Origin of the sequence: Endozoicomonas sp. SCSIO W0465 (assembly GCF_023716865.1) — a bacterium.
GTDB lineage: Bacteria > Pseudomonadota > Gammaproteobacteria > Pseudomonadales > Endozoicomonadaceae > Endozoicomonas.
In genome coordinates this window covers 831,952-847,454 of record NZ_CP092417.1, presented here as the reverse complement: position 1 = coordinate 847,454, position 15,503 = coordinate 831,952, and the positions used below count along the sequence as shown (strand labels likewise).

Sequence of the window (15,503 nt, the reverse complement as noted above, 5' to 3'; positions counted from 1 at the left end):
TACCAAACCACTTACTTCCTGTGGTCCGGGGCTACCGGTGCTGAACTCAAATACCCGGAGCTGTCTGCCTTAACCAATCCAACAGTTCAAATATATTGGTATAGACGCCCGGGTAGCCCGGCTCAGCACAGCCAAAACCCCAACTCACGACACCCAGCTGGTACCAGGTGCCCTGATGGTTATAAATCAGGGGGCCACCACTGTCGCCCTGACAGGAGTCTTTGCCTCCTTCATCAAAGCCAGCGCACAGCATGTTTTTGGTAATGGCTCCGTCATATCTGGAGTTACAAAGCTCTCTATCCACATTGGGAACCTTGACTACCTGTAGCGTGTCCGGCTGCCCTTTTTTGTACCCCAGGGTTCCCCAGCCCATAGTCTCAAATACTGAACCTGTATCTATGTCGGCAAATTGTTCTGCAGAAATCAGGGGAACAGGTTCAATACCCTCAACGTCCTGCTGTAATTCGACAATGGCAATATCGTTATCGATGGTTTCATTGTCATAGTCAGGGTGGGTATAAAACCTTGCCACCTGGTAGATTCTGCCAGTGTCCGGCTCACTGAGTTTATGCCCTCCCAGCCAGACGGAAACAGAGTCGGCATGATCCTCAACGGCTTCGACACAGTGGGCGGCCGTCAGAACATACTTACCGCCGATGAAGGTTCCACCACAAAAATGGATCTCTCCCAATACTCTTAATGACGCCATATAAGGACGTGAAAATGGAGAAAGTTCATCACCACCAACAATCCTTATTCCTGAATAATCACTCGTCTCTTCAGGATGTGCATGGACACTTGCAGCAACCACTAAAACTAAACGACTGAATACCAACGTGGCCATTTGCATGAGTTTTTTCACTATTGAAGTCCCCTTCAACGTTAAACCCAGTTAAACCCGAAAAATGTTATTGATATTACAGTTTTGGTTTCTGCCGCTTCACAAGACGGTTTAACGCACCCAGTGAGTGTAAGTGTGCATAGGTCCACGCCAGCCAACCGGAATCAAACCAGCTTTTCACTTTATCTTCCGGGATTGAGTTGAGTTTCTTTTCATCAATAACGAATAACCCTTCAAGCCTTAAGGGCTTATCCTCCTCCAAAAGAATCTGGAGATTAAACGGAGATAGCAGATCCAGTGCTTTTAATTCATTACAGTAAGCAAGCGTATTCTTGTACTGCTGATCATAGCTATTAAGGAATTGAATAATGTTATTCAGAGCTTCCGTATTCTCTCCGTCATCACTGAACAGCGCCTCTCCGTCGTCGCCATCAAACTGACTGGCTTTCTGATCAAAACAGACGGAGCCTTCATCGGTCAGGGCGAAAGGGTAACGGCGGATAAACGCAGGAATATAGCTGTCACTCCAGCTGCCCGCCTTACCCAGATGTTTATGCCCTGCATCCATCAACGAAAGCAGGGCAAGGGGGAAAAAATTTCCCTGATCATCTTTACTGAAGAGCACAGGCATATCACGGCTGGCTTCAAAAAACTCAATACCCGTCAGTGGCACAGAGTTTACCTCTTCCGTAAACGAGTAGTCGTCAGATGTCTTGAACTTAAGGGTCTTATGCACTTCACGGTTGAGAAATGCCGGTTCATTGTAAAACAGTAATGTTGCCATAGTCAGGGACCGCCTCTCCTGTTTTGTCTGGCTATCAAGCCATTTTTAAAAATTGTTATATTGACGTTTTTAAGCTGACCTGAGTTTAGAATTCTCACACAGCGCAGTATAGGTATCAACGAATAAAATGTTATATGCTTGTGAAGCACGAACGATTTCTGCAACAATTTTTACAACAAGCTCTACAACAATTTCTACAACAGAGTAACAACAATGAATAATAATTAACCATTTTCAGATTTCTATTTTTGACTTAATAGTCAGCAATAAAATCCACAGGTTCGATTTATTTTTGGCTCTTGTAGGATTTCAGACTGCTACTGGGTTGAACATTGCTGAAGCCCTTTATCTACAAAGGTTGTCAGCATATTGTCCGGTAATGTTGCCCAATCCTTGTTTTTCGTGACCTACAGTCAGTTTTCACTGTAGAGCAGTTCGTAATCAAAATAGAGCCTTATTTTTTTGTAACTGTTCAGCACCCCCACATAAATCTGGAATTTTCTGATTTTTATACCATCCTCTTAAGCACCATTTTTCCACAATATTCGCCAGCATGATTCCAGAACTACCCGCAACTATGTCGGCTGAGATTCTCTTGAAAGAGAATGCAGAGCTGCGGATGAGAGTTGCCTGTCTGGAAGAGCGATGTCGAGAATTGGAAGAAAAGGTTGGCAAGAACAGTCAAAACAGCAGCAAGCCGCCATCGTCTGATGGTTATCAAAAACCTTGTAAAAACAGTAATTCTCCAGATCATTCTGACGACCTTTCCGCAGATAAAGGTACCGATCCATCGGATGAAAAACCCAATCCTAAAAGTCTGAGACAGTCTTCTGGTAATAAAGCCGGTGGAAAGAAAGGGCATCAGGGCACTTGTCTTAAACAGGTCGATATCCCTGACTATATTGAGTACCTTCCGGTTAAAGAATGCAATAAATGTCAGGCGTCTCTTCTTGATAGTGAGCCGGTCAAATATATTGAACGACAGGTGTTTGAACCAGGGAGACCGGGTGAATTTGAAGTAACGGCCCATAGAGCTGAAGTAAAAATCTGCACTTGTGGTTGTCGGAATCAGGCTGAATTCCCGGAAGGTGTTACCGCTGCCGCACAATATGGCTCAGCCACACAGGCTATGGCCGTCTATCTTAACCAATACCATTTCCTGCCTTTTAAGCGCGTGTCAGAGTATTTTAATACTCTCTATAAAATGAGTGTAAGTGCAGGCACTGTCGCCAATTTTGTGGCCAGAACCTATGAAAATCTGGCTTCTACTGAAGAGGTTATTCGTGACGCCTTGCGGGAATCGTCTGTTGCCGGAGCCGATGAAACGGGTATGCGGGCCGAGGGCTCTTTGCACTGGCTACACGTTATGCGGGATGAACAATGGACGCTCTACTACTTGTCTGAAAAGCGAGGTCGTGAGGCCATGGACACGATGGGCATACTGCTAACATTTGCAGGCGTTCTGGTTCATGATCATTGGAAATCCTATTTTGCATATGCGGCAACTCACGTACTTTGCAATGCCCATCACCTGAGGGAGCTTTTGGGTGTTGTTGATAGGGACAGCAATCAACTGGCGTTGCGATTGATGAAGCTACTGAGGCTTTCCTGGCATTACTGCAAGGGCTTTAAGACCATAGGTATGCTACAGATGCCAAGTGTTGTCTGTGAACGAATCGAGAAGATTTATGACCGGTTGCTTCAGCGGGCTCTAATGAAAGAAGTCGTCTATATGGAGAAGCAACGAGAGGAGCTTAAGCGCAAGAAAGTCAAGAATACTAAAGCTTACAATCTCTTCAAACGACTCACTGAGTTCAAGGCTGAGACACTGCGCTTCATGTCAGATTTTACCATTCCCTTCGATAACAATGGCAGTGAGCGGGATGTTCGAATGGCCAAGTTAAAGCAGAAAATCTCAGGCTGCTTCAGGAGTGCAGACGGTGGTTCTATGTTTGCACGGATTCGCAGCTATTTGTCGTCTGCCAGAAAACAGGGAATGGACATATATCAATCACTTCATAGAGCTGTTCGGAATTACTGTAATATGCCTTTGCTCAGTGCTGAATAGTTACATTTTTTTAGATGAAATAAAAGGAATCCCTTCAGCAATGTCCACTGAAACCCTGCAACTCAATGATACGCTTTATCAATACATTTATAATGTTGGTCTACGTGAGCATCCGGTATTAAAAGAGCTGCGTGAATTGACCAGCCACCATCGTTACCGAATGATGCAAATCTCTGCCGAACAAGGGCAGCTTATGGCCATGCTGGCAAAAATAGCCAATGCACGCAGGACCATCGAAATTGGCGTTTTCACCGGCTATAGTGCGCTTTCCGTCGCCCTTGCACTACCCGCAGATGGCGAGTTAATTGCCTGTGATATCAGTCCTGAATACACCGATATAGCCAAAACCTACTGGGAAAAAGCCGGTGTCTCTGAGCGAATCAGGCTTCATCTGGCCCCGGCATCGGAAACCCTGGATCAGCTGATCAGCAAGGGTGAAGGAAATCAGTTTGATATGGCCTTTATTGATGCAGATAAAACGGGGTATGAAGCTTACTACGAACAATGCCTGCAACTGATTCGCCCGGGAGGCCTTATTCTAATTGATAATGTGCTGTGGAGCGGCAAGGTTGCAGACAAAAACCCCAGCGATGAAGATACCCTGGCCCTAAAGGCGTTAAACCGGAAGATTTACGATGATGACCGTGTTGATATGATGATACTGCCCGTCTCCGATGGACTCACGATAGCCATAAAGCGTTAAGAATAGTTAAAAATAAAAGGCTCTTTTCCAATTCCAGACTGCTATGTAACCAGCAAGTTGACTAAGGGCTGAAGAAGACTTTTGCCTCTTCGGCCAATATTATGCAAAAACTCAAAAAAGCCAAGGTAAAGGGGTAAAGCCTCTTGGGATATTCCCCTGTGAGGCCTTAGCCACGAGCGTAGAAGTGACCAAAACCCCTCCATAGTATTAACATGCACCTCGTAAATACCGTCTTTGTCATCATCACGAGCATACTCACCTTTGCCGTGACAGACCGTTTTATGTCTGAAGCCCCAGCTTTCAAGGTCATCATAGATGTTGTATTCATCGGTATAAATCTGGCTCTGTGGGGCTACGTGTTTCTTGATAAATGGTTCGATTGTCGCCTTCTTAACGTTCGACAGCATGTTGATAATGACCTGACCTCCCCTTTGAATCATTCCCAATACCGGCGGTTTGTCTTTTTCAAGAGTCCCACGGCCCGGAGCGCCTTTAAGCCTTCTTTTTCTCGGTGGACGATCCAGATTTTTTTAATGCTTCAGGGTGTCCCTTGTGACCAGCTACAATGTAGACCTCGTCGAATTCAACTTCGCCATCAAGAATCACTTCAGGCTTTCGGTCAACAACACCATTTCGTAAGACTGTGGTCATATGGTGTGCATCACTGACACACAGATCAAGTTCCTGAGCTATCTGGCTGTTGGAGACGTTCAGCCCCATTAAATAGAGACAGGCAATCCAGACTTTGAGTGGTCGGTGGTGTCCTGCGAAAACCGTATTTGTCAGGTCATCGAAGTAGCGCTTACAGGACTTACAGTAATAGTGCTGGCACTCTACCTGCACATTGTCGTGTCCATTCTTTTTGACATTCTCAGAATCACAGTGCGGACAGAGAACAGTGCCATCTGGCCAGCGGTTCTCACGGATCATCTCAAAGCAGGTGTCATTACTGATGATATCTGAGATTCGGCCTATATTCATGGTCAATGCTGGCGATGGCTAATTATATCCACCAAGGATAGTTCAGCAGTTCGGAATTCGAAAAGAGCCAAATAAAAAGTCAGGTAAAGCATCGCAATGGGATGACTGGGTAAAACCTTGTGACTCCATCCCGCCCCCCGGATGCCTGACGAAACGGGCCGCAAATATTAGCATTGATTTGAAATGACTTGTTTTCACCGATGTTAGTGTTTCTTACCGGCCTGTTAGTGATTTGTCAAAAAACAAATAGTTAGATGTTTTTAAAATAATCAAGCACCGACAAAACCGGCTGATCTTTTTCCCACCAATATTTGCCAACCCAATCTAAATGCAAGGAGCGACCTGTGCATAACGGAATTAATCCCTGTTTATCGACCATGCCACAATGGCATCCCTTATATGAAGTAGCACCAGTTCAGCAAGAGGACAATAAAGCAATTGAGCATACACGCCACCCAGACCCGGGGCAGTCACTATTCCACAGGACAGTATCTTTGGCCAGGACTCATCCAGAGTCTGATGTGACAGTAAATCCCGAACCACCAAGGGCATCTTCACCGAGACCAACAGCGTTTAACCAGATGGCGTCCCCATTTAAAGCTGACGATATCACCATTGATGATCCGGAGTTTAAGCGGCCACCCGGCAAAATAAATAAACTGGCTTTGGCTATTAAAATGCTTTGCACAAGCTTTTGGAGTGCATCCCGGGTCAATAATCCGGAGACTGACCGGAGTGCACGGGTAGAAACCATTCGTAGCAGAGTTTTCACAGTGACCTATACAACGATAAGCATACTATGCACCGTATTAAGCGCTGTCACATTGTTCGCTGTTTCTTTAGCAGGTGCTGCTCTGCTTGGACCCCAGCCAAATGATTTGGCGCTGATGGGGATTTTAATGATCACAATAATCTCCGCGTTTGTGGTTGCTGGTATTGGCTTGCTGATCACCCAGGGAGTCTCTTATTTTATGACTTCAGCAATATCAGCGGCAGTGGATACCCGGGAAAAGTTAACCGAAATAACCGGCTTTACTTCACCCAAAGAGCGGTTTTTAAAAAAATACCAAAGAATGGAGGAATCTCTCTCTGCATTGCAAACCATGCTTTATGATAACGAGCTTGCCAGAATTGACAACATAAAATATCGGCCCATTGCAAAGGAAACCAAACTAAAGATCCAAACCGAGCAGCATGCCAGGCTTGAGGCTGCCAGACTTGAGGCCGGTTTTTCGAAACCTGAAAAAGAGCAATGGTATCACGCCCTGCAGCGCAGATGTCTGATGGAGTGGTATGGGTTTGATACCGGGAAAATAAAGGATGCCATCGGTAAAACCAGGGACTGGCTTGACAGGGCAGCAAAACAGAAAGAACTGCTCACTCATGAACGCATTGAACTCCGGGAACTGAATAGTATCCCGAATAGAGTAAGCCGAAGCCATGCTGATTGCAGGCAGGGAAGCGACAAAATACATTCCACTCCGGCTTCTGACCATCCGTTGGCGAAATTGCCGGAGGTTCATTTTTTAATGGACCCAAAAAAGGAAACTGAAAAATCAGCAACCCCTATTGTCAGATTTCGTAACGATACCTGAGATTAACATGGCTTTGGAACCTTACAACTATCTGATGGTCTGAATAATAATTGTCCAATTAGAATCAAAAAAACACTAATTATGAGGTTTGTTTATTATGAATTTGAATCACGTTTCTCATACTCCTGCAGCTTGGCAGAGCACGGCACATGGAGCCTCAGAACAGGATACGAAAAAGTTTGTTCAGGCTGAAGCAGATAAGCTCTTTGTATCCATGCAGCAATCCGGATGGGGGTCAACACGTATTGCGCAGTTTGCCTGCAGTATATTCCAGCGCGCTACTCAATGTGCCCCCTTTCCTTCAGAATCCATTCCTGATTCTACTTATCGCAAAGCAATAGACTTCTTTAAAAACAAACTGGGTTATCATGATGAAAAAACGCTTCTGATTAAAGCAGCAGGAATTAGTTTTTTTGAACAAGTAAGAGACAATATAGAAAGATTTGCTCTGGCTGAAATTTTTGAAAAAGATGAACTAGCTTATATCGCACGTAAACATATGAATTCTCCTACTATTGACGGAATTCAACAAGATTACCATTGTCAAGAAACTGCTGATTTTGGTTTTCACGTTCTAGAAAAAATAAAGTTAATGAATGGCCACACATATGACTTAGCAACATTTTTGAATAAATTAAACCCCTCACTTAAGTTTCCTGATTTCCGTTAATTTTCCTGATGTTGTCTGAGACAGAGGCTATCCAGTGATGGTCTCTGAATCTGGTTTGAAATTCCGGTATTGCTGAATTTATCTCTCTCTGCATTGCAAGCCATGCTTTATGAGTGGTATGGGTTTGATCCCGGAAAAATAAAGGATGCCATCGGTAAAACCAGGGACTGGCTTGAAACTGAAAAATCAGCAACACCTATTGTCAGATTTCGTAACGATACCTGAGATTAACATGGCGTTGGAAGCGTTGGAACTTTACAACTATCTGGTGGTCTGAATTATATTGGACCACACAGAATCAAAAAATCATTAATTAAGAATTATGAGGTTTGTTTATTATGAATTTGAATCAAGTTTCTCATACTCCTGCAGCTTGGCAGAGCACTGCTCCCGGATGTTCAGAACAGGATACGAAAAAGTTTGTTCAGGTTGAAGCAGATAAGCTCTTTGTACACTTACAGAATTCCGGATGGGGGTCACCACATATTGAGGCGCTTGGCCGCAGTCTAACCGAGCGCGCTACTCAATGTGCCCCCTTCCCTGCAGAATCCATCCCTGATTCTACTTATCGTAAAGCAATAGACTACTTTAAAAATAAACTGGGTTATCATGATGAAGAAGAACTTCTGATTAATGCAGCCAAAATTAGGCTTTCAAAACAAATAAGTAGTGAAAGTTATTCAGAGGAAAATTTACGTCTGGCTGAATGTTTTACTAAAACCGAAATGGAATACATCGCACGCAAAAATCTGCATTCTGGCGACATTGCAGGTATTGAAAATGATCACGCTCTGACTATTCGGGACGGTGCTGAATATATATATGGGCTTTATGTTCTACAAAAGATACATTCAGTAAGATACGATGATTACCTGGCAACATTTTTGAATAAATTAAACCCCTCACTCAAGTTTCCTGATGCCTCTTTATTTCCCTGATGTTGTCTGAGACAGAGGCCATCTAGTGATGGCCTCTCAAGCAGGTTTGAAATTCCGGTATGGATGGATTTATTTTCAAGCTACGTATGCTTTCAGATTGCAACCATGGCTTGCGCTTTCCGGGCAGCCCTTATCAATATTAATAGCAGGTCATCCTTTCTGACTTAAAGCAGGCAAGACAACAAACCACAGCCACTCTTTCACTGGGAAGTACCTAATAACATACCACCTCTAAAAGTTCGATGCGTTAGGCCCCCCCAGGGCAACCAAGAGCATCTTCACCGAAACCAACAGCGTTTAACCTGATGCAGTCCCCATTTAAAGCTGAGGATAAATTATTGAGCCGTCATTCAACACTCAATCTGAGAATTTCCCTACACCGGCTAAAATGTAAAAAATTCTCAGAATGAACATGTCCAATGCATCCTCATCAGTTCCACATTCAACGTATCGATCATATGGGTTTGGTTGCCGGTATGTGCAAAGAACTCGGTATCTCTAATCATCTGGATTCCCTGGTTCCTAACCAATCTGAACACCGGAATATTTCCTTTGGCGAAACCGTAGTATCAATGCTGCTTAACGGCCTTGGGTTCACTGCCCGCACGCTTCATATGTTCCCGGAGTTTCATGCTGATAAACCGCTGGATAAACTCATCAGGCCCGGTATTAAACCCGAACACATTAACGACAGTGTACTCGGCAGAGCCCTGGATCAGCTTTTTGAACTGGATGTAAGTGAGGTCTATTTATCGCTGGCTGTCAAGGCAGTGAATGTCTTAAAACTGCCGTGCAAGGCTCTGAACCTTGACTCAACAAGCTTGCATGTGGACGGCGTTTATAACAGCGAATCTGACGTCGACGAAGAAGATATGCACTGTATCAAACTCTGTCGTGGATACAGCAGGGATCATCGACCCGAGCTCAACCAGGCAATACTGCTGATGATGACGGAAAATCAGGCCGGTATTCCCGTTTTTATGAAAGCGTCCAGTGGCAACGTAAACGACAATAAAAACTTTAAAAAAGTCATCAGCAGCCATTTGAAATCCTACCGGGAAGCCCTGAATAATCGCTACCTGATTGGTGATGCAGCACTTTATACAACAGATAACGTACAGATACTTCATCAGCAGGGCCAGCAATTTATCACCCGGGTTCCGTCAAAAATCAAAGAAGCCAGAGAACTGATTGACAGTGTCGCTTCTTGTGAAATGACACCAGTGGAGGGTGCTGAGGGCTATGAGAGTCATGAAATGCTGTCAGATCATGCGGGTGTCTCCCAGCGCTGGATTCTGGTCCGCAGCGAGCAGGCTCGAAAGAGCGAACAAAAAACACTGCTGAAAAAAATGCTAAAGAAGTCTGAGAAAGAAGCAGAAGCGCTGACCAGTAAACTGGCCAAAAAAGCCTTCAAGTGTGAAACCGACGCATTGCGTGCGTTCGATGAATGGCAGTCAAAAACTATTTATTGTCAGGCGGAACCTGTCATTACTGAGAAACCCTGCTATACCAAGGTAGGTCGTCCGGAGAAAGGCTCTAAACCGGACAGTATTGAATATTATGTGAGCGGATATCCTTGGGTATCCGTTGACTGTCGCAAAGATGCAGAGTGTTCTCTGGGTTGCTTTGTGCTGGCGACGAATGATCTGGACGACAGTCGGCTGAGTACAGCAGAAGTGCTAAGTACTTACAAATCACAACAGTCAGTAGAGCGTGGCTTTCGGTTTTTGAAGAGCCCGGAGTTTCTGGTTTCTTCGCTGTTTTTAAAGAAACCGGAACGAATAGAAGCCTTGCTGATGGTGATGACGCTGTGTCTGTTAGTGTATGCGGCGATTCAGCATCGAATTAGGCATGAGCTAAAACGACAGAGTCGGTTTTTCCCGGACATGAAGCGGAAACCCTGCCAAAACCCGACAGCGCGTTGGGTGTTTTTCTGCTTTCAGGGTATCAACGTGCTATTGGTCGATGGACATGAAAAGCATGTGGTTGGATTACAAGAAAGGCGGTTGACTATTATTTCAATTCTTGGGCGACCGTATCAGGAAATTTATTCCTGATACGGGTTCTGAATGACGGTTCAGTAATCTGAATTTTTTTTGTTTTTTTTGTCTTAATTGTTCCCGGTTAATTTATTACGGTTTCCAGTAGTGATTAATTCCGTTTTTTTGCCTTGTCCTTCTGATCCTTCTGAAGTTATTGGTCTTGCGGATGATTGCCCGATTTGTTTGGAGGGGTGTTTCCAACAGCGCGAGGTGCTTGTTACGCCCTGCAATCATCGTTATCACGAGGGTTGCATTACCAAATGGCTTAGAGTTAAGGGTGTTAACGAGCGAACCTGTGCCGTGTGTCGCAGCATCGCAGTACCACTGGTTCGTGAAAGTTCATCTTTATTCGATGATGACAAAGAGACTAATCCGTTCGTTGAGTCGCCAGTACTCAGGTCTGTTCGGCAGGGGCAGCGCGATTTAATCGCTCAGTTGTTGGTATCGTCTCCTGAAATGGCTAACCGCCGTTTTCTGAGTGCCATTAGTGGAGAAAAAGTTTCTTTGTTGTACATCTCGGCCCAGAACGGCCACCGGGAGCTGGCTGCTGACTTGCTGGCTGCCGGGGCCGGGGTTAATGCACCGTGCAAGGATGGCGCCACCCCCCTGTTCATCGCGGCCCAGAACGGCCACCGGGCGCTGGCTGCTGACCTGCTGGCTGCCGGGGCCGGGGTTAATGCACCGCACAAGGATGGCGCCACTCCCCTGTTCATCGCCGCCCAGAACGGCCATCGGGAGCTGGCTGCTGACCTGCTGGCTGCCGGGGCCAGGGTTAACGCACCGTGCAAGGATGGCGCCACTCCCCTGTTCATCGCCGCCCAGAACGGCCACCGGGCGCTGGCTGCTGACCTGCTGGCTGCCGGGGCCGCGGTTAATGCACCGCACAAGGATGGCGCCACTCCCCTGTACATCGCCGCCCAGAACGGCCACCGGGAGCTGGCTGCTGACCTGCTGGCTGCCGGGGGCGGGGTTGATGCACCGCGCAAGGATGGCGCCCCCCCCCTGTTCATCGCGGCCCAGAACGGCCACCGGGCGCTGGCTGCTGACCTGTTGGCTGCCGGGGCCGGGGTTAATGCACCGCGCAACGATGGCGCCACTCCCCTGTACATCGCCGCCCAGAACGGCCACCGGGCGCTGGCTGCTGACCTGCTGGCTGCCGGGGCCTGGGTTAATGCACCGTGCAAGGATGGCACCACTCCCCTGTTCATCGCCGTCCAGAACGGCCACCGGGCGCTGGCTGCTGACCTGCTGGCTGCCGGGGCCGGGGTTAATGCACCGCGCAAGACGGGTGCCACCCCCCTGTACATCGCCGCCCAGAACGGCCACCGGGCGCTGGCTGCTGACCTGCTGGCTGCCGGGGCCGGGGTTAATGCACCGGGCAAGGATGGCGCCACCCCCCTGTTCATCGCCGCCCAGAACGGCCATCGGGCGCTGGCTGCGGACCTGCTGGCTGCCGGGGCCTGGGTTAATGCACCGTGCAAGGATGCCACCACCCCCCTGTTCATCGCCGCCCAGAACGGCCACCGGGAGCTGGTTGCTGACCTGCTGGCTGCCGGGGCCTGGGTTAATGCACCGCGCAAGACGGGTGCCACCCCCCTGTACATCGCCGCCCAGAACGGCCACCGGGAGTTGGCTGCTGACCTGCTGGCTGCCGGGGCCGGGGTTAATGCACCGCACAAGGATGGCGCCACTCCCCTGTTCATCGCCGCCCAGAACGGCCACCGGGCGCTGGCTGCTGACCTGCTGGCTGCCGGGGCCGGGGTTAATGCACCGCACAAGGATGGCGCCACTCCCCTGTACATCGCCGCCCAGAACGGCCACCGGGAGCTGGCTGCTGACCTGCTGGCTGCCGGGGCCGGGGTTAATGCACCGCGCAAGGATGGCGCCACTCCCCTGTACATCGCCGCCAAGAACGGCCACCGGGAGCTGGCTGCTGACCTGCTGGCTGCCGGGGCTGATCCTAAGAAAAAACGGCGAATTCTCGGCCACCTGATAAAAAAATCTGCAATTCAGGTTGCAAGAGAAAATCATCATTACGATATTGCTCAAATGCTAACAGAGTTGATGCCTACGAGGACCGTGGGAACGAGGTACGAAAGAACGAGGCGCCTTTTTAGTCAGTAATCTGAAATATTGTTGTTTTTTTTTGTCTTACTCGACTTTAGAGTTTTAAGAGCACAATAGTTCCGGCGCATAATCTGCTAAAAGCAACCATCCCCAATGACGAAATTCGAGATGGTTGCCATGCTCACTTCAGATCATCAAGTAATCCTCAGGGAGCTCGCTTCATATACAACCTTTCTTGCTGGAGCGCTATCATCAACTGCAGTACCAACGTTCTGCGAACTGCTGTTCGGTTGCATGCTTTCAGCCGACGGCTTTGTTACACAGGCGTTGTTAACAATTGATTTTCATTGTGTGTGGAGCAGCTACCACCACTGGCTATCTCAGGGCAAGTGGCAATGGAAGAACTTGGCACGCCACTTGATCCGTCTGGTCTGCTCCAAAGCTCCTGAGAATCAACCTGTGGTCCTGGGGCTTGATGACTGGGTAATCGAACGGTTTTCCGACAAAGCCCCTGCTTGTCGTACACATCATCAACACAGCAAGAAACGCAATCGGCCGACGTACATCTGGGGGCAGTGTTGGGTTTCCCTGGCCATCATATTTGAGCGGGCTGCAGATGAAGTATTTACCGCCATACCGGTGATCTCATTTCCGACACCAGCTTCAGGTAACACCAGCAAACTGAAAATTGCCGTGGCCATGCTCAGGGTGGTACGCAATGAAGTGAAGGATCGAGTGCTACGCCTGCTAACCGATTGCTGGTATATGAACTGGACACTGATAAAGCCAGCTCTGGAAATGAACATAGAAGTTGTTGGTCAGATACCTTCAAATCGGGCCCTCTATGCTTTGCCGCCAGCACCCACCGTAAAGAAGCGAGGGCGCCCAAAAAAGTACGGCATCAAGATGACGACAGAACAGGTTAAGAAACTGCCGGAAGAAAAAGCAACAGTATGGATGTACGGCAAATTTCGCAAAATACGTTATCGTACCCTGATCTGTCGCGCCAGATTCCTTAAAGGTCGTGAAGTACGCGTCGTCTGGAGTCGCTTTGAAAATGACAAAGGTCTGACCGAAAGCAGAATATTCATCTCGACCAATCCGGAACTTGAGGGACTGGAGGTGCTTCGTGCCTATTCCCGGAGATGGCCGGTAGAGCCAATGTTTCACCAACTCAAACATGCTTTTGGCTGTTGCCATTTATGGCAGCAGAAATTGCGAACACTGCTTCGATGGATGCATTTGAAAATGGCAGGCTATGCATTATTGCAGTTATTAACCGTTTGTAAAAATCAGGCATGTCTGAATATTTCTCGGATACCCTGGAGAAGCCCGGATACAACCACTGCAGGCATGATGAAAATTGCTCTTTCAGGAATTATTCCGAGGTTCTCTATTCGCAAGGGCTGGAACAGATATAAGCAAAAATATGAGTTCAATTTTCGCGATCTGATCGACCAGTTAATACCGGATAATTCAGAAGCAGCATAACTAAAGGCTTTTAGGCAAAAAACGGAAGTAATAACGAACTTGGAAAAACAGTTCACTGATTTCGGCTTGCTTCACTATAAAAAGCTGACCGAATTATCGTTTTATACAGACTCTAAAGTCGAGTTGTCTTAATTGTTCCCGGTTAATTTATTACGGTTTCCAGTAGTGATTAATTCCGCTTTTTTGTCTTGTCCTTCTGATCCTTCTGAAGTTATTGGTCTTGCGGATGATTGCCCGATTTGTTTGGAGGGGTGTTTCCAACAGCGCGAGGTGCTTGTTACGCCCTGCAATCATCGTTATCACGAGGATTGCATTACCAAATGGCTTAGAGTCAAGGGTGTTAACGAGCGAACCTGTGCCGTGTGTCGCAGCATCGCAGTACCACTGGTTCGTGAAAGTTCATCTTTATTCGATGATGACAAAGAGACTAATCCGTTCGTTGAGTTGCCAGTACTCAGGTCTGTTCGGCAGGGGCAGCGCGATTTAATCGCTCAGTTGTTGGTATCGTCTCCTGAAATGGCTAACCGGCGTTTTCTGAGTGCCATTAGTGGCGAAAAAGTTTCTTTGTTGTGCATCGCGGCCCAGAACGGCCACCGGGAGCTGGCTGCTGACCTGCTGGCTGCCAGGGCCGGGGTTAATGTACCGTGCAAGACTACTGGCACCACTCCCCTGTACATCGCCGCCCAGAACGGCCACCGGGCGCTGGCTGCGGACCTGCTGGCTGCCGGGGCCGGGGTTAATGCACCGTGTAAGGATGGCACCACCCCCCTGTACATCGCCGCCCAGAACGGCCACCGGGCGCTGCTGCTGACCTGCTGGCTGCCGGGGCCGGGTTAATGCACCGTGCAAGACGGGTGCCACCCCCTTGTTCATCGCCGTCCAGAACGGCCACCGGGAGCTGCTGACCTGCTGGCTGCCGGGGCCGGGTTAATGCACGCGCAAGACGGGTGCCACCCCTCTGTTCATGCCGTCCAGACGGCCACCGGGCGCTGGTTGCTGACCTGCTGGCTGCCGGGCCGGGGTTAATGCACCGCAAGATGGCGCTACCCCCCTGTCATCCGGCCCAGACCGGCCACCGGGAGCTGGCTGCTACTGCTGGCTGCCGGGCCGGGGTTAATGCACGCGCAAGAGTGCCACCCCCCTGTACATCGCGGCCCAGAACGGCCACCGGGCGCTGGCTGCTTTTTGGCTGCCGGGGCCGGGGTTAATGCACCGCGCAAGATGGTCCACCCCCCTGTACATCGCCACCCAGAACGGCCACCGGGCGCTGGCTGCTGATTTGTTGGCTGCCGGGCCGGGGTTAATGCACGCACAAGGTGCCAC

Annotated in this window: 13 protein-coding genes and 1 pseudogene; 10 read left to right on the top strand and 4 right to left on the bottom strand. The window is 48.4% G+C overall.

Annotated features, from left to right (window positions below):
* Positions 1-46 precede the first annotated feature (46 nt).
* Both MJO57_RS03585 and MJO57_RS03580 read right to left on the bottom strand, forming a co-directional pair.
* Complete coding sequence (locus tag MJO57_RS03585; RefSeq protein ID WP_252023006.1) at positions 47-862, bottom strand: serine protease; 816 nt, start codon at positions 860-862, stop codon at positions 47-49.
* A gap of 55 nt (positions 863-917) precedes the next feature.
* On the bottom strand, positions 918-1,625 hold the full coding sequence (locus MJO57_RS03580) for a SapC family protein (protein ID WP_252023004.1): 708 nt from the start codon (positions 1,623-1,625) through the stop codon (positions 918-920).
* Positions 1,626-2,178: 553 nt separating this feature from the next.
* On the opposite strand from MJO57_RS03580, the gene MJO57_RS03575 reads away from it, so the two are divergent.
* Complete coding sequence (locus MJO57_RS03575; RefSeq protein ID WP_252017330.1) at positions 2,179-3,693, top strand: IS66 family transposase; 1,515 nt, start codon at positions 2,179-2,181, stop codon at positions 3,691-3,693.
* A 40-nt stretch (positions 3,694-3,733) separates the two neighbouring features.
* Entirely contained in the window at positions 3,734-4,396 is a 663-nt protein-coding gene (locus tag MJO57_RS03570) for a class I SAM-dependent methyltransferase (protein ID WP_252023002.1), read from the top strand.
* Between the two features lie 41 nt (positions 4,397-4,437).
* Here MJO57_RS03570 and MJO57_RS03565 read toward each other — a convergent pair whose 3' ends face one another.
* A complete protein-coding gene (locus tag MJO57_RS03565) occupies positions 4,438-4,920 on the bottom strand; it encodes an IS1595 family transposase (RefSeq protein ID WP_252026893.1) in 483 nt (160 codons plus the stop codon).
* Positions 4,889-5,377: a transposase gene (locus MJO57_RS03560; protein ID WP_252018524.1), complete on the bottom strand. Its 489-nt coding sequence runs from the start codon at positions 5,375-5,377 to the stop codon at positions 4,889-4,891. The genes MJO57_RS03565 and MJO57_RS03560 overlap by 32 nt, the downstream gene beginning before the upstream one ends.
* Before the next feature lie 521 nt (positions 5,378-5,898).
* Here MJO57_RS03560 and MJO57_RS03555 point away from each other — a divergent pair.
* The 8 genes and pseudogenes from MJO57_RS03555 (at position 5,899) to MJO57_RS03525 (ending at position 15,017) form a co-directional block, all read left to right on the top strand.
* The gene (locus MJO57_RS03555; protein WP_252023000.1) at positions 5,899-6,972 is read left to right on the top strand and encodes a hypothetical protein; all 1,074 of its coding nucleotides are present in this window, start codon (positions 5,899-5,901) and stop codon (positions 6,970-6,972) included.
* Between the two features lie 97 nt (positions 6,973-7,069).
* The gene (locus MJO57_RS03550; RefSeq protein WP_252022998.1) at positions 7,070-7,642 is read left to right on the top strand and encodes a hypothetical protein; all 573 of its coding nucleotides are present in this window, start codon (positions 7,070-7,072) and stop codon (positions 7,640-7,642) included.
* Between the two features lie 338 nt (positions 7,643-7,980).
* Positions 7,981-8,580 (top strand): hypothetical protein, encoded by a 600-nt coding sequence (locus MJO57_RS03545; RefSeq protein ID WP_252022997.1) that lies wholly within the window; start codon positions 7,981-7,983, stop codon positions 8,578-8,580.
* Between the two features lie 419 nt (positions 8,581-8,999).
* Positions 9,000-10,637 (top strand): IS1634 family transposase, encoded by a 1,638-nt coding sequence (locus tag MJO57_RS03540; protein WP_252022986.1) that lies wholly within the window; start codon positions 9,000-9,002, stop codon positions 10,635-10,637.
* 90 nt (positions 10,638-10,727) lie between these two features.
* The gene (locus tag MJO57_RS03535) at positions 10,728-12,746 is read left to right on the top strand and encodes an ankyrin repeat domain-containing protein (protein ID WP_256493230.1); all 2,019 of its coding nucleotides are present in this window, start codon (positions 10,728-10,730) and stop codon (positions 12,744-12,746) included.
* Between the two features lie 96 nt (positions 12,747-12,842).
* Positions 12,843-14,180: a transposase gene (locus tag MJO57_RS03530; RefSeq protein WP_252017304.1), complete on the top strand. Its 1,338-nt coding sequence runs from the start codon at positions 12,843-12,845 to the stop codon at positions 14,178-14,180.
* A gap of 165 nt (positions 14,181-14,345) precedes the next feature.
* Positions 14,346-14,537, top strand: a pseudogene (locus MJO57_RS33100) (RING finger domain-containing protein); the annotation flags it as partial.
* Between the two features lie 3 nt (positions 14,538-14,540).
* A complete protein-coding gene (locus tag MJO57_RS03525; RefSeq protein ID WP_252022982.1) occupies positions 14,541-15,017 on the top strand; it encodes an ankyrin repeat domain-containing protein in 477 nt (158 codons plus the stop codon).
* Positions 15,018-15,503 lie beyond the last annotated feature (486 nt).

Bases quoted from the DNA above. Each gene is read 5' to 3' on its own strand.
- MJO57_RS03580 (WP_252023004.1), bottom strand. From the start codon at position 1,625: ATGGCAACATTACTGTTTTACAATGAACCGGCATTTCTCAACCGTGAA.
- MJO57_RS03560 (WP_252018524.1), bottom strand. From the start codon at position 5,377: ATGAATATAGGCCGAATCTCAGATATCATCAGTAATGACACCTGCTTT.
- MJO57_RS03530 (WP_252017304.1), top strand. From the start codon at position 12,843: ATGACGAAATTCGAGATGGTTGCCATGCTCACTTCAGATCATCAAGTA.
- MJO57_RS03550 (WP_252022998.1), top strand. From the start codon at position 7,070: ATGAATTTGAATCACGTTTCTCATACTCCTGCAGCTTGGCAGAGCACG.
- MJO57_RS03540 (WP_252022986.1), top strand. From the start codon at position 9,000: ATGCATCCTCATCAGTTCCACATTCAACGTATCGATCATATGGGTTTG.
- MJO57_RS03570 (WP_252023002.1), top strand. From the start codon at position 3,734: ATGTCCACTGAAACCCTGCAACTCAATGATACGCTTTATCAATACATT.
- MJO57_RS03545 (WP_252022997.1), top strand. From the start codon at position 7,981: ATGAATTTGAATCAAGTTTCTCATACTCCTGCAGCTTGGCAGAGCACT.
- MJO57_RS03575 (WP_252017330.1), top strand. From the start codon at position 2,179: ATGATTCCAGAACTACCCGCAACTATGTCGGCTGAGATTCTCTTGAAA.